This is a genomic window from Stygiolobus azoricus (assembly GCF_009729035.1).
GTDB classification, from domain to species: Archaea; Thermoproteota; Thermoprotei_A; order Sulfolobales; family Sulfolobaceae; genus Stygiolobus; species Stygiolobus azoricus.
The window spans coordinates 904,570-929,538 of sequence record NZ_CP045483.1 but is presented as its reverse complement, the minus strand read 5'-3'; the positions used below and the strand labels follow the sequence as shown (position 1 = coordinate 929,538).

Annotated in this window: 36 protein-coding genes; 20 read left to right on the top strand and 16 right to left on the bottom strand. The window is 37.9% G+C overall.

Going from position 1 to position 24,969, the window contains the following annotated elements:
- Nucleotides 1–90: 90 nt before the first annotated feature.
- The 3 genes from metG to D1868_RS05380 are packed head-to-tail and all read left to right on the top strand — an operon-like array spanning nucleotide 91 to nucleotide 2,034.
- Nucleotides 91–432 (top strand): methionine--tRNA ligase subunit beta, encoded by a 342-nt coding sequence (gene metG, locus D1868_RS05390; protein ID WP_156006289.1) that lies wholly within the window; start codon nucleotides 91–93, stop codon nucleotides 430–432.
- Nucleotides 426–1,415, top strand: a complete 990-nt coding sequence (locus D1868_RS05385) for an NOG1 family protein (RefSeq protein WP_156006287.1) — start codon at nucleotides 426–428, stop codon at nucleotides 1,413–1,415. Before metG ends, D1868_RS05385 begins: the two co-directional genes overlap by 7 nt.
- A complete protein-coding gene (locus D1868_RS05380; protein ID WP_156007964.1) occupies nucleotides 1,396–2,034 on the top strand; it encodes a 7-carboxy-7-deazaguanine synthase QueE in 639 nt (212 codons plus the stop codon). The genes D1868_RS05385 and D1868_RS05380 overlap by 20 nt, the downstream gene beginning before the upstream one ends.
- Here D1868_RS05380 and D1868_RS05375 read toward each other — a convergent pair.
- The gene (locus tag D1868_RS05375) at nucleotides 1,948–2,589 is read right to left on the bottom strand and encodes a tRNA(Phe) 7-((3-amino-3-carboxypropyl)-4-demethylwyosine(37)-N(4))-methyltransferase (protein WP_156006285.1); all 642 of its coding nucleotides are present in this window, start codon (nucleotides 2,587–2,589) and stop codon (nucleotides 1,948–1,950) included. The two genes, D1868_RS05380 and D1868_RS05375, sit on opposite strands and share 87 nt — an antisense overlap.
- 35 nt (nucleotides 2,590–2,624) lie before the next feature.
- On the opposite strand from D1868_RS05375, the gene D1868_RS05370 reads away from it, so the two are divergent.
- The 5 genes from D1868_RS05370 to D1868_RS05350 are packed head-to-tail and all read left to right on the top strand — an operon-like array spanning nucleotide 2,625 to nucleotide 6,282.
- The gene (locus D1868_RS05370; protein ID WP_156006283.1) at nucleotides 2,625–3,023 is read left to right on the top strand and encodes a hypothetical protein; all 399 of its coding nucleotides are present in this window, start codon (nucleotides 2,625–2,627) and stop codon (nucleotides 3,021–3,023) included.
- A complete protein-coding gene (locus tag D1868_RS05365) occupies nucleotides 3,013–4,371 on the top strand; it encodes a dihydrolipoyl dehydrogenase family protein (protein ID WP_231112477.1) in 1,359 nt (452 codons plus the stop codon). Before D1868_RS05370 ends, D1868_RS05365 begins: the two co-directional genes overlap by 11 nt.
- Nucleotides 4,372–4,397: 26 nt before the next feature.
- Nucleotides 4,398–4,703 carry a winged helix-turn-helix domain-containing protein gene (locus D1868_RS05360; RefSeq protein WP_156006279.1) on the top strand — a complete coding sequence of 102 codons (306 nt, stop codon included), beginning with the start codon at nucleotides 4,398–4,400 and terminating at the stop codon, nucleotides 4,701–4,703.
- Between the two features lie 4 nt (nucleotides 4,704–4,707).
- Entirely contained in the window at nucleotides 4,708–5,238 is a 531-nt protein-coding gene (gene cdvB3 / locus D1868_RS05355) for a cell division protein CdvB3 (RefSeq protein WP_231112476.1), read from the top strand.
- 12 nt (nucleotides 5,239–5,250) lie between these two features.
- Nucleotides 5,251–6,282 carry a phosphate signaling complex PhoU family protein gene (locus tag D1868_RS05350; protein ID WP_156006275.1) on the top strand — a complete coding sequence of 344 codons (1,032 nt, stop codon included), beginning with the start codon at nucleotides 5,251–5,253 and terminating at the stop codon, nucleotides 6,280–6,282.
- Here the strand turns inward: D1868_RS05350 and D1868_RS05345 are convergent.
- From D1868_RS05345 to pyrE, 3 genes are read right to left on the bottom strand one after another with little or no spacing between them, the layout of a single operon-like run.
- Nucleotides 6,245–6,898, bottom strand: a complete 654-nt coding sequence (locus D1868_RS05345; protein ID WP_156006273.1) for a hypothetical protein — start codon at nucleotides 6,896–6,898, stop codon at nucleotides 6,245–6,247. The two genes, D1868_RS05350 and D1868_RS05345, sit on opposite strands and share 38 nt — an antisense overlap.
- A complete protein-coding gene (locus tag D1868_RS05340; RefSeq protein WP_231112475.1) occupies nucleotides 6,864–7,526 on the bottom strand; it encodes an orotidine 5'-phosphate decarboxylase in 663 nt (220 codons plus the stop codon). The genes D1868_RS05345 and D1868_RS05340 overlap by 35 nt, the downstream gene beginning before the upstream one ends.
- A complete protein-coding gene (gene pyrE / locus D1868_RS05335) occupies nucleotides 7,519–8,109 on the bottom strand; it encodes an orotate phosphoribosyltransferase (protein ID WP_156006269.1) in 591 nt (196 codons plus the stop codon). Before pyrE ends, D1868_RS05340 begins: the two co-directional genes overlap by 8 nt.
- 71 nt (nucleotides 8,110–8,180) lie before the next feature.
- On the opposite strand from pyrE, the gene pyrB reads away from it, so the two are divergent.
- The 10 genes from pyrB to D1868_RS05285 all read left to right on the top strand — a co-directional run bounded on the left by pyrB (nucleotide 8,181) and on the right by D1868_RS05285 (nucleotide 14,407).
- Nucleotides 8,181–9,074: an aspartate carbamoyltransferase gene (gene pyrB, locus D1868_RS05330; protein WP_156006267.1), complete on the top strand. Its 894-nt coding sequence runs from the start codon at nucleotides 8,181–8,183 to the stop codon at nucleotides 9,072–9,074.
- Nucleotide 9,075: 1 nt separating this feature from the next.
- Nucleotides 9,076–9,576, top strand: a complete 501-nt coding sequence (gene pyrI / locus D1868_RS05325; protein WP_156006265.1) for an aspartate carbamoyltransferase regulatory subunit — start codon at nucleotides 9,076–9,078, stop codon at nucleotides 9,574–9,576.
- Nucleotides 9,577–9,579: 3 nt separating this feature from the next.
- Entirely contained in the window at nucleotides 9,580–10,221 is a 642-nt protein-coding gene (locus D1868_RS05320) for a ferredoxin reductase domain-containing protein (protein WP_231112474.1), read from the top strand.
- Nucleotides 10,205–11,371 (top strand): dihydroorotase, encoded by a 1,167-nt coding sequence (gene pyrC, locus D1868_RS05315; RefSeq protein ID WP_156006263.1) that lies wholly within the window; start codon nucleotides 10,205–10,207, stop codon nucleotides 11,369–11,371. Before D1868_RS05320 ends, pyrC begins: the two co-directional genes overlap by 17 nt.
- Entirely contained in the window at nucleotides 11,349–12,257 is a 909-nt protein-coding gene (gene pyrD, locus D1868_RS05310) for a dihydroorotate dehydrogenase PyrD (protein ID WP_156006261.1), read from the top strand. Before pyrC ends, pyrD begins: the two co-directional genes overlap by 23 nt.
- Nucleotides 12,254–12,574, top strand: a complete 321-nt coding sequence (locus D1868_RS05305) for a hypothetical protein (protein ID WP_156006259.1) — start codon at nucleotides 12,254–12,256, stop codon at nucleotides 12,572–12,574. The genes pyrD and D1868_RS05305 overlap by 4 nt, the downstream gene beginning before the upstream one ends.
- On the top strand, nucleotides 12,540–12,842 hold the full coding sequence (locus tag D1868_RS05300; protein ID WP_156006257.1) for a hypothetical protein: 303 nt from the start codon (nucleotides 12,540–12,542) through the stop codon (nucleotides 12,840–12,842). Before D1868_RS05305 ends, D1868_RS05300 begins: the two co-directional genes overlap by 35 nt.
- On the top strand, nucleotides 12,839–13,441 hold the full coding sequence (locus D1868_RS05295) for a MarC family protein (RefSeq protein WP_156006255.1): 603 nt from the start codon (nucleotides 12,839–12,841) through the stop codon (nucleotides 13,439–13,441). Before D1868_RS05300 ends, D1868_RS05295 begins: the two co-directional genes overlap by 4 nt.
- 59 nt (nucleotides 13,442–13,500) lie before the next feature.
- Entirely contained in the window at nucleotides 13,501–13,968 is a 468-nt protein-coding gene (locus D1868_RS05290; RefSeq protein ID WP_156006253.1) for an Lrp/AsnC family transcriptional regulator, read from the top strand.
- 133 nt (nucleotides 13,969–14,101) lie between these two features.
- Complete coding sequence (locus D1868_RS05285) at nucleotides 14,102–14,407, top strand: DNA-directed RNA polymerase subunit M (RefSeq protein ID WP_156006251.1); 306 nt, start codon at nucleotides 14,102–14,104, stop codon at nucleotides 14,405–14,407.
- A 4-nt stretch (nucleotides 14,408–14,411) separates the two neighbouring features.
- Here D1868_RS05285 and D1868_RS05280 read toward each other — a convergent pair whose 3' ends face one another.
- On the bottom strand, nucleotides 14,412–14,831 hold the full coding sequence (locus D1868_RS05280; protein WP_156006249.1) for an HIT family protein: 420 nt from the start codon (nucleotides 14,829–14,831) through the stop codon (nucleotides 14,412–14,414).
- A 57-nt stretch (nucleotides 14,832–14,888) separates the two neighbouring features.
- On the opposite strand from D1868_RS05280, the gene D1868_RS05275 reads away from it, so the two are divergent.
- Together D1868_RS05275 and D1868_RS05270 are read left to right on the top strand one after the other, a co-directional pair.
- The gene (locus D1868_RS05275; RefSeq protein ID WP_156006247.1) at nucleotides 14,889–15,125 is read left to right on the top strand and encodes a hypothetical protein; all 237 of its coding nucleotides are present in this window, start codon (nucleotides 14,889–14,891) and stop codon (nucleotides 15,123–15,125) included.
- Nucleotides 15,126–15,171: 46 nt separating this feature from the next.
- On the top strand, nucleotides 15,172–16,695 hold the full coding sequence (locus tag D1868_RS05270) for a B12-binding domain-containing radical SAM protein (RefSeq protein WP_196770282.1): 1,524 nt from the start codon (nucleotides 15,172–15,174) through the stop codon (nucleotides 16,693–16,695).
- Here D1868_RS05270 and serS read toward each other — a convergent pair whose 3' ends face one another.
- From serS to hisC, 11 genes are read right to left on the bottom strand one after another with little or no spacing between them, the layout of a single operon-like run.
- A complete protein-coding gene (serS, locus tag D1868_RS05265; protein WP_156006245.1) occupies nucleotides 16,696–18,060 on the bottom strand; it encodes a serine--tRNA ligase in 1,365 nt (454 codons plus the stop codon). It lies immediately after the preceding gene.
- A gap of 39 nt (nucleotides 18,061–18,099) precedes the next feature.
- On the bottom strand, nucleotides 18,100–18,486 hold the full coding sequence (locus D1868_RS05260) for a metal-sulfur cluster assembly factor (protein WP_156006243.1): 387 nt from the start codon (nucleotides 18,484–18,486) through the stop codon (nucleotides 18,100–18,102).
- 33 nt (nucleotides 18,487–18,519) lie between these two features.
- Nucleotides 18,520–18,915: a phosphoribosyl-AMP cyclohydrolase gene (gene hisI / locus D1868_RS05255; protein ID WP_156007961.1), complete on the bottom strand. Its 396-nt coding sequence runs from the start codon at nucleotides 18,913–18,915 to the stop codon at nucleotides 18,520–18,522.
- Complete coding sequence (gene hisH / locus D1868_RS05250; protein WP_156006241.1) at nucleotides 18,915–19,526, bottom strand: imidazole glycerol phosphate synthase subunit HisH; 612 nt, start codon at nucleotides 19,524–19,526, stop codon at nucleotides 18,915–18,917. Before hisH ends, hisI begins: the two co-directional genes overlap by 1 nt.
- Complete coding sequence (gene hisE, locus D1868_RS05245; protein ID WP_156006239.1) at nucleotides 19,526–19,816, bottom strand: phosphoribosyl-ATP diphosphatase; 291 nt, start codon at nucleotides 19,814–19,816, stop codon at nucleotides 19,526–19,528. The genes hisH and hisE overlap by 1 nt, the downstream gene beginning before the upstream one ends.
- Nucleotides 19,806–20,990, bottom strand: coding sequence for a histidinol dehydrogenase (hisD, locus tag D1868_RS05240; protein WP_156006237.1), 1,185 nt, complete (start codon nucleotides 20,988–20,990; stop codon nucleotides 19,806–19,808). Before hisD ends, hisE begins: the two co-directional genes overlap by 11 nt.
- Nucleotides 20,987–21,736, bottom strand: a complete 750-nt coding sequence (gene hisF / locus D1868_RS05235; RefSeq protein WP_156006235.1) for an imidazole glycerol phosphate synthase subunit HisF — start codon at nucleotides 21,734–21,736, stop codon at nucleotides 20,987–20,989. Before hisF ends, hisD begins: the two co-directional genes overlap by 4 nt.
- Entirely contained in the window at nucleotides 21,733–22,317 is a 585-nt protein-coding gene (gene hisBd, locus D1868_RS05230; protein ID WP_156006233.1) for an imidazoleglycerol-phosphate dehydratase, read from the bottom strand. Before hisBd ends, hisF begins: the two co-directional genes overlap by 4 nt.
- On the bottom strand, nucleotides 22,310–23,002 hold the full coding sequence (gene hisA, locus D1868_RS05225; RefSeq protein ID WP_156006231.1) for a 1-(5-phosphoribosyl)-5-((5-phosphoribosylamino)methylideneamino)imidazole-4-carboxamide isomerase: 693 nt from the start codon (nucleotides 23,000–23,002) through the stop codon (nucleotides 22,310–22,312). The genes hisBd and hisA overlap by 8 nt, the downstream gene beginning before the upstream one ends.
- The gene (hisG, locus tag D1868_RS05220; protein ID WP_156006229.1) at nucleotides 22,999–23,856 is read right to left on the bottom strand and encodes an ATP phosphoribosyltransferase; all 858 of its coding nucleotides are present in this window, start codon (nucleotides 23,854–23,856) and stop codon (nucleotides 22,999–23,001) included. The genes hisA and hisG overlap by 4 nt, the downstream gene beginning before the upstream one ends.
- A complete protein-coding gene (gene hisC, locus D1868_RS05215) occupies nucleotides 23,828–24,916 on the bottom strand; it encodes a histidinol-phosphate transaminase (protein WP_231112473.1) in 1,089 nt (362 codons plus the stop codon). The genes hisG and hisC overlap by 29 nt, the downstream gene beginning before the upstream one ends.
- Nucleotides 24,917–24,969: the final 53 nt, after the last annotated feature.

Here is a 24,969-nt window from a genome sequence, read left to right as displayed (position 1 = left end):
TATAAAAAACTATTGTAAATGAAGGAAAAGCATTTACTTAACCAAGTAAAAGACAGTATTTTATTTTAAGCCTACAGCTAAATACTGGCCATGAGCGAGATAACTATCGACGATTTCGCAAAGTTAGACTTAAGAGTAGGGATTGTAAAAAGCGCTGAGCATATAGAGGGGACAAAGCTCCTGAAACTCATGATAGATTTGGGGACGGAAACTAGACAGATAATAAGTGGAATTGCAGAATTTTATAAACCAGAAGAATTAGTGGGGAAAAGAGTAATCTTAATTGCTAATTTAAAACCAAGAAAAATAAGGGGATTTGAAAGTCAGGGAATGATCCTAGCTGCCGGATGCAAAGAAGATGAGGAGAAAGGAATAAAACCGAGAATTATAACAGTAGATGGGGAAGTACCCGCAGGAACAAAAGTATGTTGAACCCCTTCGAGAAAATAAAAATACCTCCAGAAGTTGAGGACTTTATAAAGTCTTACCTAAACAAGATACCTTCTATTGGTGGGAATACTCCTAAAGATAGAGAATTAAGGAGAGTGAAATCGTTAGAGGATTCTTTATCGAGATACAGCGAATTTGTGAGCACGTTCCCAAAAGTAGATGAACTCCACCCTTTCTATCAAGAAATGGTGAGAATAGTAGCTGGAGACGTCGATAAACTTAAGATGTGTTTAAGCGCAATAAATAGAGCAGTAATTCTGTCTAGAAAGATAACGAGACAGTACATGGGATTAATAAGGAAGAGCCAAGATGAAGAAGCAAATAAGCTTATGAGACAGTGTGTAGGAAGGGTAAACTCGATTCTGAGGAAGAGAAGTGAATGTGTTAGCTGGACTATACAAGTGGCAAAATCATTGAGGAAACTCAAAGCAATAGATCCTTCATTACCTACAATTGTCATAGCTGGAGCCCCTAACGTGGGTAAGAGCACGTTAGTAGGGAAAATATCAAGTGCTAAACCGGAAGTCGCATCATATCCTTTTACTACTAAGGAAATACACGTAGGACATATAGACTTAGGGTTTTTTAAAGCCCAGGTTATAGATACACCAGGGATATTAGACAGACCTATGGCTAAAAGGAACAAGATCGAGTTACAAGCAATTAATGCGATCAAAAATCTGGATGGTATAATTCTTTTCATCTTCGATGTATCTAAAACCTCATTATACAGCGCGAAAGAACAGTTAGACTTGTACGAAGAGGTAAAAGGGTTAGGAAAGAGGGTAATACCCATACTGAATAAGATCGATGATAAAGACGAAAAATTATACAAAGAGATAAAAACTAAAGTCAATCCAGAATTCGAGATTAGTGCTGAAAAAGGGGAAGGCATAAATGAACTTTTAAATTATGTAATACCCTTAATGAAACATGAGATCGGAGATAAAGTACTGGATAACTGAGATTTTTCAGTCCATTCAGGGAGAAGGAGAAGTAATTGGTACCCCCTCAAACTTTATCAGGCTTGCTGGTTGTCACTTAAGATGTATATGGTGTGATACGAAGTACTCTTGGTTTAAATATGAAGGAAAGGAGATGACACTGGATGACATCTTGTCCCAGCTAAACAGAAATTTACCGTTAACTACAATAACGGGGGGAGAACCGCTTCTTCAGAACATTACACCTCTTGTTGCTGCGATTAAACTAGAGCTAAAGCAGAAAGTCTTGATTGAAACCAGCGGAACTATTAGACCACCGAAAAAACTTGTGGAACTCGTGGACATCTTCTCTGTATCACCTAAACTCAGTAACGCAGGTTACAAGTTTAACTATAATTTTATTTACGAGAAATGGCCGACCTATTACAAATTCGTGATAGTTAACCCAGAAAAAGACCTCAAGGAAGTAGCTGAATTCGTCAGGAGGAATAACATAAACCCCGAAAAAGTCATCCTACAACCCGACGGTAGGGTGAATAATTATGAGGAAGCCTTAAGGAGGCTGGTTGATGCCGTAATGGAGTTCGGTCTCCCTTTTAGAGTTCTCCCTCAGCTCCATAGACTCATTGGATATAGATGACTCAACACTTTCCTTTAATTTCCTAAGCTTATCCTTACCCTTACGTAAAACCTCTAGTGAAATAGATACTAACTCTTCCAGCTCTTTCTGGTCTAAAGAAGGTGAGAGGTAATGAACCATTTTTACTCCGGTTCTTAACTCGATCAGAACTCCTTTATTATTTGAGGTTAGAATACCACTGTGCTTGAAGCCAGCACCTCTAGCTATCTTCAATAACTCCCACGCTTCTTCCATATCTTTAGTATACACGTGTAGGATTGGACCTTGCACGATCAACCAGAGCCTTCTCACGTAACCCTTAGATATTGTGTCTTTTAAATCTTCCATACTGAAGGTAATATGATTCTTATAAACTACAGTGGAATCTTTTCTCTCCCACGGTAAATACGAGTCTACAATGGAAACCCTACCGCTACAGCTACTCTGTGTATATGCCTTTTGCCTTTTAAAGAACACCTCTAATACTTCGAATATGTCTGGGTCTAAATACCCGATCTCCTTGTCTCTTAGAATTCTTTCCCATGCTTTCTTTTTATAATCTTCCCAGTTTTCCACGACACTTTTTACTCTTAATGACCTAAAAAGTATTAATGAATAGGGTAGTTGAAAAATTTCTAAGGGCTGAGGAATCCGTCATTTTTCTCTCCACGGATGAAATCTCCTTAAACGACCTATACGACGATATCCCTATAGGAGTCAGAGTAGTTCTTATGAACAATAAGAATGGTAGAAAGAGAATAATGGATTTAGGCTTACTAAGCTTTATATTGAAGAATTGTGAAAACGGGAGATATTTTGTTGAGAGATATTTAGACCTTACTAGATCTTTAGACGACATTGAAGAGGAGTTTAAAGTCTTTACGGAGCTGGAGTACCTTGCTCTTTGTCCCGATGATAAAATAAAGATGTTGGATAAGGACTTACAAAGCGTTTTGCAAAAGCTTAAAACCTATCTTACTAGGAGAATTAAGAAAAATAATGAATTATGATGTAGTGGTAATCGGCGGAGGAATAGGAGGTTTAACTGCAGCAATAAGAAGTTCGGAATTAGGTAAAAAAGTCGCTATAATTGAAAAAGATGAACTCGGGGGAGAGTGTTTAAACAGAGCTTGTATTCCGTCAAAGACCCTAATAGATGCCTTAAAGCTGGTTAGTAAAACTGCAAAATCGAACTGGATTTCGGGAAAGGTAGAGATAGATTACGATAGACTTGGAGTATTCAAAAATGAAATAATAAAGAACGTCAAGAATTCTTTCACTTCAGTCCTCAAGAAGTATAACGTTGACGTCATAAAAGGACAAGCCAGTGTAAAAAGGGAAGGGGAGGTAGAGGTTAACGGAAAAGTGATAACCACAGATATGATGGTAATCGCGACTGGTTCAGAGCCTCTTTCTTTAGCAGACTTCCCACTGAACGGGAGGAACGTAGTAGATCCATGGACTGCAATGAACTTACCATCCTTACCTAATAATATAATTATAGTAGGTGGAGGAGTTGCTGGCGTGGAGCTAGCGACCTTGTTCAGGGCTATGAATAAGAACGTTACTATTATAGAGTTAATGCCAAGACTATTGCCCGTTCCAGGAATAGATATTGAAGTTGCAAATGAAGTAAAGAAAAGATTGGAAGAAAAAGGTGTTAAGATCTATCTTAACACCAAGTCAAAGATAGTAAAGAGTGACGATAAAGTTGTATTTACTGCACAAACGCCTTCATCTACAGAGGAAGTCAAGGGAGATTTAGCTGTTATTACTATAGGGAGGAAACCAGTAACTAACGGCATTGATCTAAAGGCTATAAAAGTAGACAGTGACCAAAGAGGCTACATTAAGGTAGACAATAAGGCGAGAACTAGTAATCCAAAAGTTTACGCTGTAGGTGATGTAGCTGGAGTACCCCTCTCCGCAACAAAGGCATGGAGACAAGGAATTATCGCTGGAGATAATATAGGTGGTAAAAATACAGAAATGCCCAAATATATTCCGTCTTCAATTTTCGCAGATCTCGAAATAGGAGTAGTTGGGCAAACTGCTGAAGAGTTGAAGAAGGCTGGAATAGATGCTCGAGAGATAAAAGTCCTTATGAGGGATATACCGAGAGCGTGGACACTTAATGAACCTGAGGGATTCCTGAAAGTTTACGTGGACTCTGAAGGAAAGATTCTGGGTGCTAATATGGTAGGTGAGGGGGCAACAGAAGTTATAAACACATTAGCTTTAGCTATGGAGTTATCCCTGAAGTTAAGTGATCTCTATAAAGTACAGTTCTCTCATCCTACTATTTCAGAAGTGATAACCGAGATCTCTCAACGCGGAATTTACGGAGAGATTTATTAATACTGTAAACCCTTTTCTAAACCATAGTGAGTGATAAAGAGATCAGGCAAATCAAAAAGCTTTTCAAATTTCTCTTTTTGACCTCCAGAGGGGGAAATACTAGGCTTAAAATTGTGAAATTACTTGAGAGCTCTCCAATGAATGCCAACCAGATAGCTAAGCAACTCTCTATAGATTATAAAACCGTAACTCATCATCTCGAGGTCTTAATGGATAATCAAATAGTATATAGAGAAGGAGACGGATATGGGGCATTATATAAGCTTACTTCTTTCTACCGCATGTATGCAAACGTTTTGAATGAGGTTCTTAAGGAGACTAAATCCTCTTAAATGTTTGGGCTCAAATGTGGTATTTGTGAGAAGGAAAAAGACACTACCAGAGTTACTTGCAGACGTTAAAATCGCAATTAATAAGATCGATTTCTGGGTAAGTAGAATCGATAGTAGAGTTAAAAATTTGGAAAGGCTCTCCTTATCTAATGTAGGTAGGTTCCCCTATCTAAGTAGGGAATATATAAAAGAGGCGGATATGAACAAGAATATAATATCTAGGCTTATCCAGTTGAAAATCATTTTGGAAATCCTTGAGATTAGACTGGAGACTGTGTTAATTCTTGGAGAGGTTCGTGGTTATCTAGCTCCAGTAGTAGAAGCTGTAAAGGTACTTAAGAAGGAAATAGGTTCTTCAATTGAATTTTCTCCCATAATAGACGAGATTTTAGATTCATTAATACCGATTGAAACTACTGAAACCCCCTTTATACAGAATATATCGGAAGAAGCGAACAAAATACTCTCTGAGTCTGAAAGTATTGCTAAACAAGAGATAAATAAAAAATATAAAGTCTCCGAGGCAAGTATATAGTGAAAATAGACTATGATAAAGCCTATAGTGAGAAAAATACAATTAACTGGCGGTTCCACATATATAGTATCCCTACCAAAAAGTTGGGTGAAGGAACATTCCTTAAAACCTGGTGATGAGATAGAGATAAGGCAGGACAAACAACTACGATTAATACTTACCCCAAAAAATAGAGAGGGAGACGAGAAAAGAGAGAAAACTATAGGTCTCAACTGTAATAAGCCTGATATCTCCTTTGTTATAAGAGAGATAATCGCATATTATATGGCAGGATATTCATTAGTTACAGTATCATGTAACAAATTTACTGCAGACGATAGAGAGATGATAAAGGACGTAGTAAGAAAAAGACTTCTTGGGGCTGAAGTTATTGATGAGAATGCTAGTAGTTTAATGATCCAATTTCTAGTTAATGAGAAGGATCTGTCTCTGACTAAGTCCATTAGTAGAGCATTCAACATCTCCTATAATATGTTGAGGGACTCGATGGATGCCTTGTGGGAAGGGGATGAAAAGCTCAGCAAAGAAATCTCTGATAGAGATGATGACGTAGATAGGTTTTACTTTTACACTGTAAGACAACTTTCTTTGTCGGTTGAATACTCGGATATTCTCGAGAACGAAGGATATAACTTAACTCAGATAATAAATATATTCTCAGTCGTGAAATCTATAGAGAGGATTTCAGATCACTCAGTAAGGATATTACAACAACTTCGGACCTTAGAGAGACTTGATGACAAAAGAGTATATGACCACGGCAAAACTATTGCAGACTTCTATAAGACTTCGGTAAATTCATTCTTCAACAAAGACGGGAATATAGCCCACGACGTAATTAAGAAAGAGTATGACTTGTTGAATTCTAATACTCTTATATCTCAATCTATCCTCTCTTCTCAACTTGATCCCAAGAAAACAGGATCTCTACTAATAATCATGGACTCCCTTAGAAGAGCTATAAGATATTCCATCGACATAGCGGAAGCAACAATAGATCTCCTTGCTAAACAATCCGAACCATTTGAAGAGCTAACTGATTAAACCTTGAGTTTTTATAACCATTTAGAACGTCTTGTAATGTTTTACTCTTTTTAGTTATCCTTGCCAGTTTCTCCAGCTCGTTCTTATCCTCTAACGTGTAAGCACCTTTTCTGAAAATCAGTAACAAACATTCGTCCGTGGTTACCCCCACCGCTAGATAATTCTTTATAAATAGGTAAGAAGCTGTTTCGAGATCCTTGTGCGAGAAAACGCAGACGTTAGGATGAGTATGAGTAGAGGCAATAGCTGAGGGATGAGGAATCACTACTCTATCCTCTTCTCCCTCTAACACGAGATAATTGCCATCATCAAGAAGTATATTAATGAACTCTATCTCTGTCTCTCTCGTCTTTAATGCGTAAGTCCTCATTACCTTACTGATAAACTCTATGTAGATTTTAGCAAATTCCTCATATAACGCAAAGTAACTGAATTTTCCTTTACCAATTTCTGTTCCTTCAATACCTGCTTGTGTGTATAATTTCTGAAAGTCCGTTGTAGGCTCTTCCCCCGTATCTTCATGTATTTCTTCAGCTTTGTAAATCAGCTCTGCGATCTTTGCAAGTTTTAAACTTAGCTCATTACTTTCTATTTTCTGAAACTTCCTTGCACTCATTAATCCTTACCTCTTGCTTAGCAACTAACTCACGGGCTGTTTTGACAGGGTCTGTGGAGGAATATATACTCCTACCTACGATTTCGTAATCGGCACCATTACATAACGCGTCCCCAAACAGAGCTCCCTGAACTCCCACACCTGGTGATATAATAATTTTTTCAGGGAAGTCGTTCCTTACTACCTTAATCATCTCTGGTTTAGTAGCTCCGACAACAAATCCCTTAGGATTTACGCGTTTAGCAACATCCTTCAAATAAGGGTAGAAAGAATCGTTCCAACCCTTATGAGACATAGAAAGAACTAAATATAGTCCCTTACCTTCCTTTAATAAATATGATGAGAGATCGTCAAGAGCTCCTTCGAACCCTATAAAGGAATGAGAGATAAAGGAATCTGAAAAACTAGTCAGTCTACTGACTATACCAACCATAGTAGAGTCAATATCGGCGAGTTTTAAATCAAAAATCACTTCTTCCCAACCCAACTTATAAACTTCCTTTAGATATTCTAACCCTCCATCAAGTAAAGTGATATAGCTAAATTTCACCTTGGGAATATAATCCCTGATACCTTTCAGTGTCTTAATTGGTAGGACTTTGTCCAAGGCTAGTATAGTTTTACTCAACAAGATTATTCACCAAATATTCCTTTATAGCTTTCTTATCAGTGTCGTTTATTAAGTCCGAGGAAAGAAGATAGTTTAGGATATCACTTATTTTATAGACTGAGATTAAATTTACATCTATATTCTTTAGCTTTTTAGAAGCACCTTCCTGCCTATCTACTATAGCGAGTGCATAATTAACTAATCCGCCGTTTTTCCTCACCTCATCAACGGCCCTTAATATAGATCCCCCAGTAGTTACCACGTCATCAACTATGATAACTTTTTTTCCTTGTACTTCCGCCTCAACCAAACGATCAGTACCATATCCCTTTTTCTCACTTCTTATATAACCTAAAGGTTTCTGAAGCTTGCATGCTAGAAATGACGCGAATGGAATCCCTCCAGTAGCTATTCCTATTATGATGTCGAAGTCCAAACCTTTTATTATCTCAGTAGCTTTATTCACTACTTCGTTAAATATCTCTGGGTAATTAGGTAGTCTCCTGAGGTCTAAATAATATGGACTGACCTTACCAGAGGTGAGTATAAAATTACCTATTAATAATAGTCTTTTTTCAAGAATACCCTTAGCGAATTCCATACCTTATCGGCTTTATACTTATCGTAAAAGACTTTAAATAATCTTCCAACAAAGCTAAAACAAGGGCTTTTGTGAAAAGTATAATCTCTTCATATGACTTAACAAGGGAAGAGGTAGAAGAGATCTTCCAGTTAGCTTCTAAGTTCATGAAGGAACAAAAAGGTGATTCATTAAAAGGAAAAACCGTAGCTCTAGCCTTTTTCGAGCCTAGTACAAGGACTTACTTGAGCTTTAATAAGGCGGTTATAAACCTGGGAGGAAATGTAATCGGTTTCTCTGGAGCTGAAGGAACTTCAGTTGCTAAGGGAGAAAACTTAGCAGATACAATAAGGATGTTAGATAATTATTCTGACGCAATAATAATAAGACACAAATTTGATGGTGCAGCGAAGTTTGCATCTGAGGTTACGAATAAACCGGTAATTAATGCAGGGGACGGTAAACATGAACATCCTACACAAACTCTAATAGACCTATTCACCGTGTTTAAACACTTCGATAAAATCGATGGTCTAACTTACGGACTGCTTGGTGACCTTAAATACGCTAGAACAGTAAATAGCTTCTTAAGAATGCTAACAAGATTTAATCCAAAAAGCGTGTATTTAATCTCTCCTCCCCAACTTAGACCGAGAAATGAATTCTTAGAAGAGTTGAATTATCCCTACAAAATTGCCTCAAATGTCAACGATGTAATTGAGGATATAGACGTGCTCTACGTTACGAGAATACAGAAAGAAAGGTTCTTAGATGAACTTGAATACGAGAGGATCAAGGAGAGCTATGTAATAGACTTAAATTTAGTAAGTAAAATGAAGAAAGATAGTATCATTCTTCACCCATTGCCAAGAGTTAATGAGATCGACAGAAGAGTGGACAAGACACCACATGCAAAGTATTTTGAACAAGCTTCCTACGGAGTTCCCGTCAGAATGGCTTTACTCACAAAAATTTTAGGTGAGTAAAATGGAAGTACCTACAAAAAAAGAACTCTTAGTAAGTAAAATTAAGAACGGAACGGTTATAGACCACATACCTGCTGGAAGGGCACTCGCGGTATTGAAAGTACTAAAGATAACGGGCTCGGAAGGATTAAGAGTAGCTGTGGTACTTAACGTAGAAAGTAAAAGAATAGGAAAGAAGGATATAGTCAAGATCGAAGACAAGGAAGTCAGTGAAAACGAGGCCAACTTAATCACGCTAATAGCTCCAACTGCCACAATTAACATCATAAGGGATTATGAGGTCGTTGAGAAAAAGCAGTTAAAAGTGCCTGAGGTGGTAAAGGGAATTCTGAGGTGTCCTAACCCTCATTGTATAACCAATAACGATGTAGAGGCAACATCCGTTTTTAAGACCGTTAAAGTAAAACCGTTGAAAATGAGATGTGAGTATTGCGAGACAGAAATAGATGAAAACGACGTAATTAGACAGATACTGGGCAACCCTCAAACAAAACCGGTGTAACTAATGGTGTTTAATGAGCTGATATATGGTGATATAATTTCTGTTTCTTATGATAAGATGTTTGAGATAAACAGAGTTTCGGTTAAATACCCTTTCAAACCTAGAGCCGGACAATACATCAGCATAATTTTTCCAAAAGAATTAGAAATCCCTTTAACAGTAGGTGATTACGATGAGGAAAATAAAGTTTTGACACTCTTTATTGAAAGCCAGAAACTTATTGCCATGATTCAAGGTAAAAAGAAATTACTAATAAAGGGACCTCTCGGTAAACCGATTAACTTAGATAGAACCGGAAATGTGCTAGGAATTATCAGAAATAGAAAAAATTATCTTGATTTAAGGTACGCGTTAAAAGTACTTAGTGAAAGAGGGTCTAAAGTCAATATATATTGCTTAGAAAAATGTGATGTTGGAGAATTCAAAACAGTAGAGAACGTAAATGATAGTAAAGAATATGATTTAATTCTAGCATCCGTTCCTGAATCTGATGTAAAAAATCTCCCTTTAAATGCTCTGGTGTACGTGAGATGGGTAAAAATGAACTGTAATTTAGGAGTCTGTGGTGAGTGTAATTATAACGGAATACTACCTTGTGTTGAAGGACCCTTTGTGGAAGTGAGAGAACTTGTGGATCAGAGGTAAAACTTACTATTATGGGGAAATTACCGAGCTGTGTATAAACATAGATAGAAACATAAGGGAGATTAGAAAGAATTGTAAACCAGATATTGAATTCAGACCCGACGAGCTTATTTTACCCAGCTCTGTCGATATTCACGTCCACGTTAGGGGGGCCAAGTTGTCATATAAGGAGACGGTAACATCTGCGACTAGTGAAGCTGTTTACGGTGGAGTCGGTACTATATTTGACATGCCAAATACAATACCACCAGTAAATACAAAAGAAAGTGTTATAGAGAGATTAAGGGAATTCGATCTATATGCTAGAACAAACTACGGAATATATAGCGGTGTTACAAAGGAATTTGAGGAGATAGATAAACTACCTATAGCGGGGTATAAAATATTCCCGGAGGATCTAGAAAAAGAGGAAACTAAATTAATCCTTGAAAAGAGTAAAAAGCTTAAAGTACTTCATCCTGAAATGCCCTTTGCTCTAACGGTTGACAGAAGACTCAGAGACAAGTGGATGGAACTTGCGTCACTTTACATGGTAAAGGGAAAGATACACATAACACATATAACAAATTTAGAGACGTTGAGGCGCGCAAAAAGCTTAGGATATTCGACTGATATAACACCACACCACATGTTAGTAGAAGGAGAAAAGGATTGTCTAAGTAAGGTAAACCCCCCAATTAGGGATTATAAGACTAGACTGGAATTATTCCTTCTAGGATTACATGAGACGGACGCATTGGCAAGTGATCACGCACCACATACCGAAAGAGAGAAGTCTCTGCCATTCGACCTATGCCCACCTGGAATAGCAGCTGTATCTTTCACAACTCCGTTTATTTATACGTTAGTGTTTAAGGGACTCTTAGACTTAGATAGGGCTGTTAAATTACTAGCCGAGAACCCTGCTAAGATCACGGGTATTAAAGCTGGAGAGATAAAGGAGGGCTACTCAGCTACATTTACAATAATCAAAAGGGAGAGTTGGAGATACTCTACTAAATTCAGTAAAGTAACACAAACCCCTCTAGACCAGTTTCCTTTAGAAGCTAAGGTAACTAACGTTATTGTAGAAGGTAAACTAGCATATGACGGAGAAACTGCATATCCTATTAGGGGAGTGAACGTAATTGCTGAAAGTAGCAGGAATTGAATTTAAAGACCCTTTTATAATAAGCTCTGGCATAGTCCCTCTCGTGGATAAATTTATGAATAAAATTTGCGAAAAATATTTGCCTTCAGCAATAACGATGAAGACGCTGACATTAAACGCATTAGAACCCCACAAACCTCCTACAGTGATTAAATTAAGAGATGGCTGTTACATGAACGCAATAGGTTTGGGTAACCCGGGGATAGACTCACTGGAGGGTTTTCAGGTTAAAGCTGACTGTAATTTAATTCTAAGTATAGGAGGAAACAGTGTAGGTGAAATAAAGAAAGTGGTAGAGAGATTCGAAGAGTTGAGAACTACTAACAAGGCTTTAAGAGAGAAAGTGAAGATAATTGAACTGAACCTAAGTAGCCCTAACAGAAAAGGTTACGGTGAATCCACCTCAAAGTTTACATTGGACATCACTAAGGAAGTGAGCAGTGTAACTTCACTCCCCGTGTTCGTAAAATTAGGTCCTTGGGATAATACCGTAGAACTGGCAGGAAAAGCCCTTGAAGGGGGAGCTAAAGGAATTACCCTGATAAATACACTTAAGGGGTTAGCTTTAGATAGAGAGGAGTTTAAGCCTATCCTAAGCTACGGTACAGGTGGTATATCAGGGAAGTGCATACATCAGTTAGCTGTGAGGGTCATCCATGACGTGTATAAGGAATACAATACAGAAATAATCGGGATGGGAGGAGTATTTACATGGGAAGATGCGTTAGAACTAATCGCTGTTGGAGCGAGATTAGTAGGTTTAGGAACGGCGATTATTGACAGAGGTTACGAAGTAATTTTGGAGATACGTGAGGGTTTTAACACTTATTTAAAGGAGAAAGGATTAAAGATTGAAAAAGTGATCGGTATAGGTGTGAGAAAGTGAACAGAATACCTATGAAAGGAAGAGACATAGAATCACTACTGTATATGGGCAAGATACAATCGGTAAACGTTGAATATTGTGACGAGGCTAAAAAAGAGGCTAAGGTAATAGCTAAGCTGGTGACGGGAGAGGAGGTAGAGACTGAGTGCATCCCAGTTAGGGCAGCAGGTAAGATAAGTATTGTCATTAAACAATATCTCAAGATGGGCGTAGATAAATTAATAATTCAAGATATAGATATGAAAGAAGTGAGAAACGTAGATACTGAGGGTGGAGAGGAAAATGAAGTTCAGGATAGACAAGATTCCAAAGAATGAGGATGATATAGCTGAAATACAAAGAGAAGTAGAGCGAGAAGAACATCATCATCATGAACACGGAGAAGAAGACATCATAACACAATTACTTTATTCTTTACAAAGTTTAGAAAGTAAAGTAAATGAACTCCAATTAGGTAATGAGCAGTGTAAGAAGGAAATTTCTACTATCTACAAAGTGCTCAGTAAGTTGGTTTTAGCTTCTTTCACCGAAAATAAAGAGGAAAGAATTAAAATTCTCAGAGACGTGTTAAGCCTACTAGAATGACAGATATATTTTCACCAATACCAGTAATTACAGTAAAACTGTTTGCAATTATAGACCCTTTTTCTGTACTACCGTACTTATTAGCAGTTTATGAAGAGGCTGCTAAAGAGGAGAAGATAACATGGAAATTTGTTGTGAATAAAATAACAGTTGCTATTGGAGTACTTTTAGTTTTGTTTTCAATATTAGGGAAACCCTTACTTGATTTTCTTGGAATATCACCTCAAGCTCTGGAAATTGCCGGTGGAATTCTTCTAGTTTACTTGGGTATCGATACTATGGGTGGTTTCCAACAACTCAGATTCGTGAGAAAGTTAGAGGAAGCTCTAATAACTCCGATAGCAACACCACTTCTAGTAGGACCTGGAACTATGACAGCTTTAATTACGTTATCTGTATCTTATAACCCTCTAACACTAATTTTAAGTAGTATTGTAGTTACATTTTTAGTGTATTTCTCACTCCTTGTAGGACCATTACTGGTAAAAGCATTAGGTGAAACTGGAACAGTTGCTGCGGGCAGATTCACCGCTATAATCATAGCTGCCTTTGGAATACAATTAATACTAGCTGGCATATCTCAGCTCAAGTTTGTATGACAAATCCTTATTAAAATGAAAATTTTTTAACGAGTAATTATTTAATAATCATGAACTTCATGTCTGATAGAAAACGGGTTGAGATCGACACAGTCGATAGGAAATTATTAATTGAGCTACTAAAAGACTCAAGAGTAAGTTTAAGAAAACTAGCGGAAGAAATGAATGTATCACCTGCGACTCTCCATAATAGATTATTCAGGCTTGTCCAAGAGGGAGTAATAAAAGGATTTACAGCATTAATTGACTACTCAAAATTAGGCTATACACTTACAAGCATAATAATGGCTAAGGTAGATGGAAAACATTTAGTTGAATTTGAAAGAGAAATAGCCAATCTAGATAATGTTATTGGAGTCTACGATATTGTAGGAGAATACGATGTTGCAGTAATAGCAAAGTTCCGCAGTGTAGAAGATCTCGACAACTTCCTGAAAAGCTTATTAAAGAACCCTAAGGTGGAGAGAACTCACACGAGTATAGTTCTTAACGTAGTTAAAGAAGATCCTAGGATTAAAATTGTTTAAATCTTACGTTTTTGATTAATTTATTATAAATAAACTATCTCTATTAATAAAGGGGTTGTCCTAGGATCAGCCAGATAAGCAAAAGCCTTTTATACATTTTCTAGGCTTTACTACAATATATGGTGACCAATTAATGCAATTCTGTCCTAAATGTGGAGGAGTGCTAGTACCTGCCAAGAAGGATGGCAAAGAAATACTGAAGTGCAATAAATGTGGTTACGAGAAGGAACTCAGTGAAAAAGAGAAAAAAGAGTACAGTGTGAAAGAAAAAGCTGATAAAAGCAACAAAGTCCTTACTACCTCCTTAGTAAGCGATAAAGGAGAAAGAAGACTAGAGGAAGAACAACTAGAGCAGGAGAGGGAAGAATATTATAAGGAAATAGGACTTGAACTGCTCAGGGAAGAATTTGAAGAAAGTGAAAAATCTGAAGAGGAGTAAAGTACTAACTTAAAAACCTTCTAATCTTATCTGCATATTCTCTCATTTCATTTTCATCTTTATATCTAGTCCTATCCTCTATTGTGTCTATTTTAATACGGTCGCCTTTATATCTCGGAACCACGTGAAAGTGTATGTGAAACACTCTTTGTCCTGCTGCTTCATCATTATTTTGGACAACATTAACACCATCTGCACCCATCTTTTTAATTGCTATAGCAACCTTTTTTACTACTACAATAACTTTTTTTAATTCATCATCTGGAATATCATATATGTTATCATAATGCTTTTTACTTACCACGAGTGTATGTCCTTTATGAATAGGATTAATATCTAGAAAAGCTAGCACATAATCGTCTTCATATACTTTTTGTGATTTAAGTTCACCTTTAATTATTTTACAAAATACGCAGGAATCCATTAAGTCACCCGACATTAAAGTTAAAGCTTTAATCCCTATAAGTGTTAAATAGGAATCATGAAGATATCATCCATCGAGGCAAAATATCTGGTAAAGATTGGTGGAAATGAATTGATTATACATCAAGCCAGAAATGAAAGAGGAGAAAAGATATATATATTCCAGACTTTAAAGAACATAAAATTGGGAGAAAGTGAAGAGTGGAATGAAGACTTAAATAATGTACAAACTATAGACTCAAGAGACAAATTGCCTGATGATTTGAAAAGGACCCTTAGAAAAGTGCTTAAATGACTTTTAAAAACGTCTTTATAAATATAAACTTAGAAAGACATAAAAGGTGAGTTTTTTGGAAGAGAAATTTGACTTCATAATAACAACTGATCGCTGCCTAATGACTAACCATCATGGCAAAGAATTTTTGGGCTTCTTAGGTACTGGACCTGCAATAGGAATTCCTGAGAAGGCGTGGAAGTGGTTAGCTTGCCCTAAAATGAAGACAGATGAATTAGGAAGACCGAAAGAAGCACCTTACGGAATGAGGAAAATAGAAGCAGCACTAATTGATGCAGGTTATAAGGCAGCTATTATTGACCCAGACTATATTGGCAAATACTTACCACATGCTAAGGCCTTAATGTTCTCTCATCACGATTATTTTGCTTTTGGCCCTCCATCTTCCACATGGTGGGGGATAACAAAGAAGGAGCCCGTCAATTACAAGAGTTTCCAAGAGCTAATTCATAAACCGGAAATTAAGCAAGCAAAACAAAGAGGTATGAAGATTATAGCCGGAGGACCATCAGTATGGCAATGGCTTTGGAGAACAGATATGATCGAAGAAGTAGGCTTAGATACCTTAGTAGACGGAGAAGCTGATACTTACATTGTAAAAATTGCCGAAATGATAATGAATAACGAACCGTTACCGAAATACGTGTATATTGGCGCGGAGGAAGCCCCTTCAGTAGATGAAATTCCTGAAATAAAAGGCGCTAGTGTTAATGGACTAATTGAAATAATGAGAGGATGTGCGAGATCTTGCAGATTCTGCTCCGTAACGTTAAGACCAACGAGGTATTATCCACTAGAGAAAATTGAAAGAGAACTACAAGTAAACGTTAAGAATGGCGTAAGACATGGGGTAATACACAGTGATGACGTTTTGTTTTACGGTGCAGTAGGAATATATCCTAGGCCTGAACCGCTTATAAAACTGCATAAACTAGTTAAGAAATACTATAAGAGCATAGCATGGAGTCACGCCAGCTTGGCAGCAATTCGTTACTCGGAAGAGAAGTACGGTCTTATCTCAAAGATAACAGAAATCGTGTATGAAGACGGTCACCAGAACTATCTCGGTGTCGAAGTAGGGATTGAGACCGGATCCTCAAGACTTGCAAAAGAAATAATGCCCGCTAAATCCGCACCCTATAAAGTAGATGAATATCCAGAGACTGTAGAAGAAGCATTTAAGATAATGCATGATCACAACATAATACCTGCGGGTACCATGATAGTAGGATTGCCTGAAGAAACTGAAGATGACGTCTATAAGACTATAGAACTAGTTGATAACCTGAGGTCATACCGTAGTATATTAGTTCCGATGTTCTTCGTACCTATGGGTTACTTCAAGAATAAGGACTGGTTCACTAAGGTTAAACTAAATGAGGCACATATTGAATTATATAAGAAAGTGTTCTGGCACGATGTATATTGGGCTGAGGATATTTTAGATAAGTTCTACCTCAAGTCACCCGTGTATATGCCGGTAAAATGGACATTAAAGCTATTCCTTAGAGTTGCAAAGAAGCAAATGAAAAAAGTTGAAGCCCAATTGGAAGGTTACTTAAGGAAATAATCACTCCTTTTTAGGATATATATAGTCTTTTGGTGCTGCAGCAAATACCTCTAGGTACTTTCTGAGCACTTTTGGTATCTCCACCACACCATCCTCTCTTTGATTGTTTTCCAGAATTGCAGTAATAGTCCTTGTACTAGCAATTGCTGTACTATTTAGAGTGTGGACATATCCCTTCTTGTTTGTCTTATAATCTACATACCTTATTTTCATCCTAAACGCTTGCCAATCCAAACAATTGCTACAACTCACCATCTCTCTAAACTTCGCTTGTGCAGGCATCCATACCTCTAAATCATACTTCTTTGCTGCGCATGCTCCCAAATCACCAGAGGCAATATTTATAACCCTATAAGGAAGCCCAAGCCCTTGGAATATTTGTTCAGCATTTGAGATTAATTCCTCGTGGTATTTCCAACTTTCTTCAGGAAGAGAAAATACAAATTGTTCCACTTTATGAAACTGATGAACTCTGAATATTCCTTTCAAGTCTTTATTAGCTGCTCCAGCTTCCTTCCTAAAAGCAGGGCTAATACCTACAAACTTTAAGGGGAGCTTTTCCTTAGGAATATCTTCTTTAAAGAATAGAGCTGCTATTGGGTGCTCTGCTGTGGCAATAAGATATAGATCCTCATTCTCTATCTTGTAGATAGCATCTCTAAAAGTATCTAAGTCTATAACACTCTTAATGACTTCACCCCTCAACATATAAGGTGGTAAAACTAGAGTATATCCCTTAGAGGTCATTATATCTATAGCATAGTTCAAGAGAGCGATATCTAACCAGACTATATCGTTAAACAAATAGTAAAACCTCGACCCTGCCACCTCTCCAGCCTTTTTTGTATCCCCTAACTTAAGGACGTTTTCTAACATATCTGCATGTCCTACAGGTTTCCACTTTATTACCTCGTAATCAGCCTTTAATCCCTTAACTTGTTTGAGAAATTCATCAACGTCTTTCTCATAAACCTTGAACTTCCCCCAAACTTTTATCGGTAAACTGTAATTTTCATCGGGACCAATCGGCACTGAATCATCTACTACGTTGGGTAGCTCGGAAAGAATCTGATCTCTTTCTTCTTCAATTTTCTGTAATTCTTTCTCTTTGTCCTCTAGTATTTTCAACAATTCTTTAGCCTTTTTTATAAGTTCTTGCTTCTGTTCTTTTGGCGCTCTAGGGATTTGAGAACTTATTACATTATGCTCATGCCTAAGCCTTTCCACTTCTTGTAGCGTAGCTCTCCACTGTTTATCTAATTCAACAGCTTTATCAACTAACGAAACGTCTACGAATCTTCGGCTTATACTCTCTTTCAACTTTTCAGGATTCGTTCTGAGTAGTTCCAATATACTCCAAGACACAAGTAAGAAATAGGTGAAAAGATTTTATGCCTTCTGTTCTTATTGTTGCGTACCTTCAGTAGGTAAGCCGTAAGTTTGTACCCACATTTCTACTATGTCATAACCATATAATTTCTTGAACTTTTCTCTGCCTTCAGGTGTCATCTTCAAAGGCGTCCACGCCGTTTCTAAATCTATATCAACCTCCACAGATTTCACAGGAACAGTCTCCTTTATCACTTGTTCTACAGTATAAATCAGGTCATCTACGACAGGACATCCGGGTGCAGTTAAACCAAGTTTTATGTAAACGTCTCCTTCGTCTGAAATTTTCAACTCGTATATTAGCCCTAAGTTGACTATGTCTACTGGGATTTCAGGATCATAAACTTGAGTTAATGCTTCCATGATTTTCTTTTTCCACTCTTCTTTGTTGACTTCAACCATCTTTAACCCAGTTAAAATATGTTAAAACAAGTATTAACTCTTTGCGTTTAATTCTTTTTCTTTATCTTTTTCTATAACTATATCGTTATAGGATCTGTAAAAACAAGTCTTATTCCCCGTATGGCAGACAGGCCCTATCGACCGTACCAACAAGACTATTGCGTCTCCGTCACAGTCTATCTTAAAGTCTTCTACGATCTGATAATGACCGCTTGTCTCCCCTTTAAGCCACAACTTCTTTCTGCTCAGAGACCAAAAATGAGCATAACCTTCGGTTAGAGTCCTAATCAAAGCTTCTCTATTCATGTGCCCTACCATTAATACCTCTTTCGTTTCAACATCTTGGAGGACGGCTATTATCGTAGAATCAGTATGTCTGAACCAGAACTTTTCAGCTATTTTAGTAGCCTCCTCTAGGCTTAGTCTAATCACTTTTTCATCCACCTATATAGGTTACCTAAAAAGATCTTTCCGATTTTACTACTTTTTTCTGGGTGAAATTGTGTGCCTACAATGTTATCTGAACAAATGATAGCGGGGTAGGCAATTCCGTAAATGGTTGTAGCTCTAACGATACTTTCGTCTTCGGGGTATGCTACGTAACTGTGGACGTAATAAACGTACTGGTTGTTTAACCCCTCAGTGAGCGGACAAGTAAGGTCAGTTACAATTAACTTATCCCATCCTATATGCGGTAATTTTAACTTATCCTTTCCGTTGTTTTCGATCTTATCTACTTTGCCCTTAAACCAACCTAACCCCTTGGTTAAACCGCCCTCAGTTCCTTCCTCGAACATTATCTGCATTCCCAAGCACACACCCAAAAAGTAAGTACCACTTTTTCTGAGGTCTTTTAATAGCTCTTTATGTGAACTCAGATAACTTGCAACTGCATTGAAAGAACCTACTCCGGGAAATACTATCAAGTCTTCATTACCTTCGGGTTGAGAGTTTACCGAAACTTCAAAGCCTACCCTTTTCAACCCAGCTGAAATACTGAAAAGGTTACCCACACCGTAATTTATGACGGTAGCCTTCATTACTCCTTCATCCTCCTTTTTAACTCCTCATAAACATCCTCTGGTTTTACATTAGATACAGCCATTAAAACTAATAAATGATAAAGAAGGTCTGCGACCTCTTCTACAAGACGCTCCTTTGTTTCGGCTAAAGCTGCGACAATTACTTCGCTTGCTTCTTCACCAACCTTCTGAGCTATATAAGGCTTCCCCTTTTGGTATAATTTTACTGTGTAACTACCCTCTTTTTGCGATGAAATCCTATCCTCAATTATCTTATATAACTTGTCTAATACCTCATTACCTGCCATATCTGGCACCTATACTCTTAGCATGAAATTCGAAACCTTCATGCTTAGCTAAGATTATAGCGGACTGTATTAATTTCTCATCCGGCTTCTCGAGATTGGCGTACATAATGGGCTTTAAAAAATCGTAAACAGTAACCCCTCCCCTAAATCTAGCCCATTGATTAGTAGGTAGAATATGATTAGGACCTGCAGCATAATCTATAATAGCCGGCGGAGTAGAGCCTAGACTTACCGCGCCTGAGTTAGAAACAATATCTAAATATCTCTTGGGGTTAGTAACATATAAAGAGAGGTGTTCAGGAGATATCTCGTTAGCAATCTTTATAGCTTCCTCAACACTACTAACTTTAACTACGTAGTACACGTTTCTATCACTTTCTAGTTCACGCTTTACTTCATCAATTATATTCTGGGAAGTAGTTAGAAGGACTATAAAAGTCGATAATCCATGCTCGGCTTGAGCCCTCATATCTAAAATCAAGTCCTCGACCTTTGCTGTATCGTCCGCGATAATTACTAACTCTGTAGGGCCCTCGATTCCGTCTATCCCTATATCCCTACTCACTAAAAATTTCGCAGCTTGAACATATATGTTACCGGGACCTACAACTTTATCTACTTTCTTAACTGATTCTGTACCATAAGCAAAGGCTGCTATCGCTTGTGCACCTCCTAATCTGTAGAGCTTTTTCACGCCTAATTTCTTAGCGATATAGCATATCACGGGGTCTATCTTAGACGGTGGAGTAGCTGCGTAAATCTCATTAACACCAGCTACCTTTGCAGGAATTCCTGCCATCAACAAAGTAGATGGGTAAGCCTTATTCCCACCAGGTACGTATATGCCTACTTTCTCTATTGGTTTCCAGATTACACCAAACTCTACTCCCTTTGAGTTACCTCCAGCGTTATAGGGCTTAATAGTTTCATGGAATTCGACCAGCTGTTCGTATATGTAGTCTATGGCCTCTTTAAGCTCTGGGGATATCTTTGACGCAAGTTCGTCTATCTTATCTTCTACTACAGAATCTAACTTCATATGATCCAGCTTCTCCTCTAGCTCAAGTAATGCCTTATCACCTTTTTCCCTAACTAGCTTAATTATTTCCTCCACTGTGAGTATTGCTTTAGTGAAATCATTAGGTCTGTTTTTAGGTAATTCACTTGAAATCATAATCTTACCTCCAACCCTTGGGACTTTAAATACATTTTAAGGTCTTGTATCCTTATTACTCCATCATGAAAAACTCCCGCAGCCAAAGCAGCGTCGGCTACTTTTAAGGCTTCTAAAAAATGAACTTCTTTTCCAGCTCCTCCGCTCGCTATTACTGGAATACTAACTGCTTCTGAAATCATCTTAGTTAATGTAATATCATATCCCTCCCTAGTCCCGTCCCTATCTATACTCGTGAGAAGAATTTCACCAGCTCCTAAAGCTTCAACTTCTTTAGCCCATCTTATCGCGCTTAATCCCGTGTTATAACTCCCAGATCTGGTGAAGACTTTGTAGTCATCATCCACTTTTTTAGCATCTATTGCAACTACTACTGCCTGAGAACCAAACTGTAGTGCCGCTTCAGTAATTAATTTTTTATTCTCCACAGCTGCAGTGTTTATACTCACTTTATCAGCCCCGTTTCCAAGGATAGTTGATACGTCATCAATAGTCCTTATACCACCTCCTACAGTCAAAGGAATTGAAAGAACGCTAGCTGTGTTCTTAACCACTTCTAATAAAGCTCTCCTACCTTCAATTGTAGCAGTAACATCTAGGAAAACTATCTCATCAGCTCCTTCATCTTCATATCTCGCCGCCAATTCCGTAGGATCCCCTTTGTCCTTTAGGTCTAGGAAATTAACTCCTTTGACAACCCTACCTTTTTTCACATCTAAACAAGCGATAATACGTTTTGCCGTCATAAGCTCCCCTTCAGACTTAACACGTCTTGAGAGATAATTCTACTTGCCTCGTATAAAGACATACCTAAAGCCTTGAAAGATGCCTCAATAATATGGTGAGTGTTTGTACCCCTTAGTTGAATTACGTGTAGGTTTACTCCACAGTGATAAGAAAACGTTTGAAAGAAGTGGAAAACGTTTTCTGTTGCTAATCCTCCAATTTCGCTTCTCTGAAGATTTAACTCTATATTACTTACTCCCCTTCCCGAGATATCCACTGCCACTAGGACTAATGCGTCATCCATTGGAACTATCTCGTTAGCAAACCTCCTTATTCCCCTCTTATCACCTAAAGCCTCCTTGAACGCTTCTCCCAACGTTATAGCAACGTCCTCTACTACATGATGGTCATCATAACCTAACTTGTCCTCGGCGATAACCGTGGAAGTCGAGTTCATGTAATACAGTAAAGTGGATAACATATGATTAAAGAACTTGACTGGAGTTTGTACCCTGACTTCGCCTTTCTGATCAATATCTAATTCGATTTCTACCTTGGTCTCTTTTGTTTCTCTGACCTTTTTAACACTCCTATTATACAACTTTTACACCCCTAAGACTACCATTATAGAAGCTCATACCAATTATAGCATAATCGAAACCGAAAACCTTAAGCTTCATCAAATCCTCAATAGTGGATACCCCTCCTGCATATTCCTTAACTCCCTTGACTATATTAACATATTTCTTTACACTTTCGTCTATCCCGCTCTTCGTGCCCTCTTTGGGAACGTAAGTGAATATAAAGCCGTAAACATCAAAAGATAGTATTTCCTCGACCTTTATCTCTCTCCTCTCTTTCCATCCTTTTATTAAAACGTCCCCTCGTTCATTGTAATCTATGGAGAGTAAAATCTTATCTTTGCCCACTTCACTCCAGATTTTCTCGAAAGCTTCTCTATTCATAACAGGTAAAGTAGATAGAACTATGAAAGAACATTCATTAGCTATTTTTTGGGCTTTGTCTAAACTCCTTATTCCTCCTCCTACTTGTGTGTGGTCGAATCCAATTTCTTTACAAATCATCTTTATAATCTCCTCGTTGTTACCGACTCCCTCTGCCGCATCTAAATCGACTAAGTGAACTTTCTTGTATCCCTCGCTGTATATTTGTTCAGCTATACGCAAAGGATCTCCCAGAATTAGTCCAGAGCCTCTTTGACCCTTAATTCTCTTTACGGCTTTACCTTCACTGATATCTATACTGGGAATGACCTCTAAACTCATTTTATCACCTTTTCTATGTCGACTATTACTATATCACGTGCACCATTAGCCACGACCTTTCCGATTATCTCAGGAAGGGTGTCTTCATCTATCACCGTAATTACTTCCCATGCATCACTCTTAGCCAATTTAGATAAAGTTGGAGAAAGCATTGCGGGGAGAACGGAGAGCACTTTATCAAGCTTTTCATCAGGTACGTTCATAAATACCATCTTCTTGTTTCTCGCAAATAAAGCACCTTTCATCAGGGTAAGTAGAAGGTTTATCCTTTCAGCTTCATCGCTTTTAATCCAATCTTTATTTCCTATTACCACAGCCCTACTTTCCATAACCGTATCTATTGCCTTCAGACCGTGGAGTTTCAAAGTAGTCCCAGTACTCATTACATCGATTATCGCATCGGCAGCCCCTAAAGAGGGCATTACCTCAGCTGCTCCGCTTATCTTAACTAATTTAGCTTTTATCCCCTTTTGAGCTAAGTAGTTTCTGGCTATATTAAAATACTTCGTCGCTATTCTGATTTCACCCTTAATCTCCTCTGGAGAATTAATACCCCAAGATACTGGCACGGCGAGAACTATTTTAGCCTTACCGAAGTCCAGATGCACCAACTCCTCGACGTCTACACCTGATTCCAATACGTAATCAAAACCGGTTATACCCAATTCCGCAGCTCCCGCTTCAACTATATTAGGAATGTCCTCCGTCCTGACCATAACTAGCTGTACTCCTTCCCAGTTAGTCGGTACTATTAATGCTCTCTCGTCACTAGCTAGGGGCTTAATACCTACACTGTTTAGGAACTGTAAGACAGGTTGTTGTAGCCTACCCTTGTTTGGTATTGCTATTTTCAAGGATCTCACCCAAGGTTTTTACAAGTAATTCACACTGTTCTTTTGTTCCGATTGATATTCTATAATAGCCTGAAATCAAATTCCTTATAGCAATGGACTTAGCCATAAGTGGGGTAAATAAATCCCTATTATCTTTTACGAAAATGAAATTAGTGTAGGAGTTAAACACTTTTAACCCGAGCCCCCTTAACTCTTTGATTAAATACTCTTTGTTGGTGTTTATGTTGTTAACGACTTCCTTTACATAAGAAGGATCCTCTAATGCCTTAATCCCAGCGATTAGACCGGGTAGTGAGACGTCGAAAGGCGTCGAAGTCTTCTTTAGTGCTTTCACTACTTCTTCATTTCCTATTAAATAGCCTACTCTAAGGGATGCCATGGAGAAAGCTTTACTTAAAGTCCTAACTATTAACACATTCGGATAGTCGTAGATCATCCTTGCAAAAGTCTTCCCGTAGAATTCGTAATACGCTTCATCAATAACTATAAATCCTCTAACATTTGTAGCGAGCTCTTTAACCAACTCCTCATCTAACATCGGCGAGCCCGTGGGATTATTCGGATTATCAATTACTACAAGTCTAGCACCTTTACTCTCACTTAATAGTCTCTTCCTATCTTCATACCACCATTCTTCACCTTCAATGAGTTTGATCTTTACGTGGTTGAGACCTCTTACCGACGAGTAAACCTTGTACATGCTATATGCAGGGTAATTAGTTACAACTTTGTCTCCAGGCTGGGCTAAATTGTAAAATATTGACCTCAAAGCCCCGTCTCCACCTGGAGTAGGAAAGATATTTTCTGGCTCTACTTTATTATAGTCCGCTGCTAAGGCTGAAAACCTCTCAGACAATTCTGGGTGCTGGTATCTGTTAGCGTAAGGTAAATACTTCTGTATAGCTTCTAATATATGCGGAGGGGGTGAATAAGGAGACTCGTTTAAGTGAAGCCTTATCCCATCCTTTATATCATCAAAATTATATTCTTCTGAGTCCAGTAGCCAAGGATATATAAGTTCTTTCACGGTTGGTGCAATAGGAAACCCTACATATATCACTCTGTTGTAAAAATAAGCTTTACTCTGTCATGATAAAAGGACAACCTTAATTT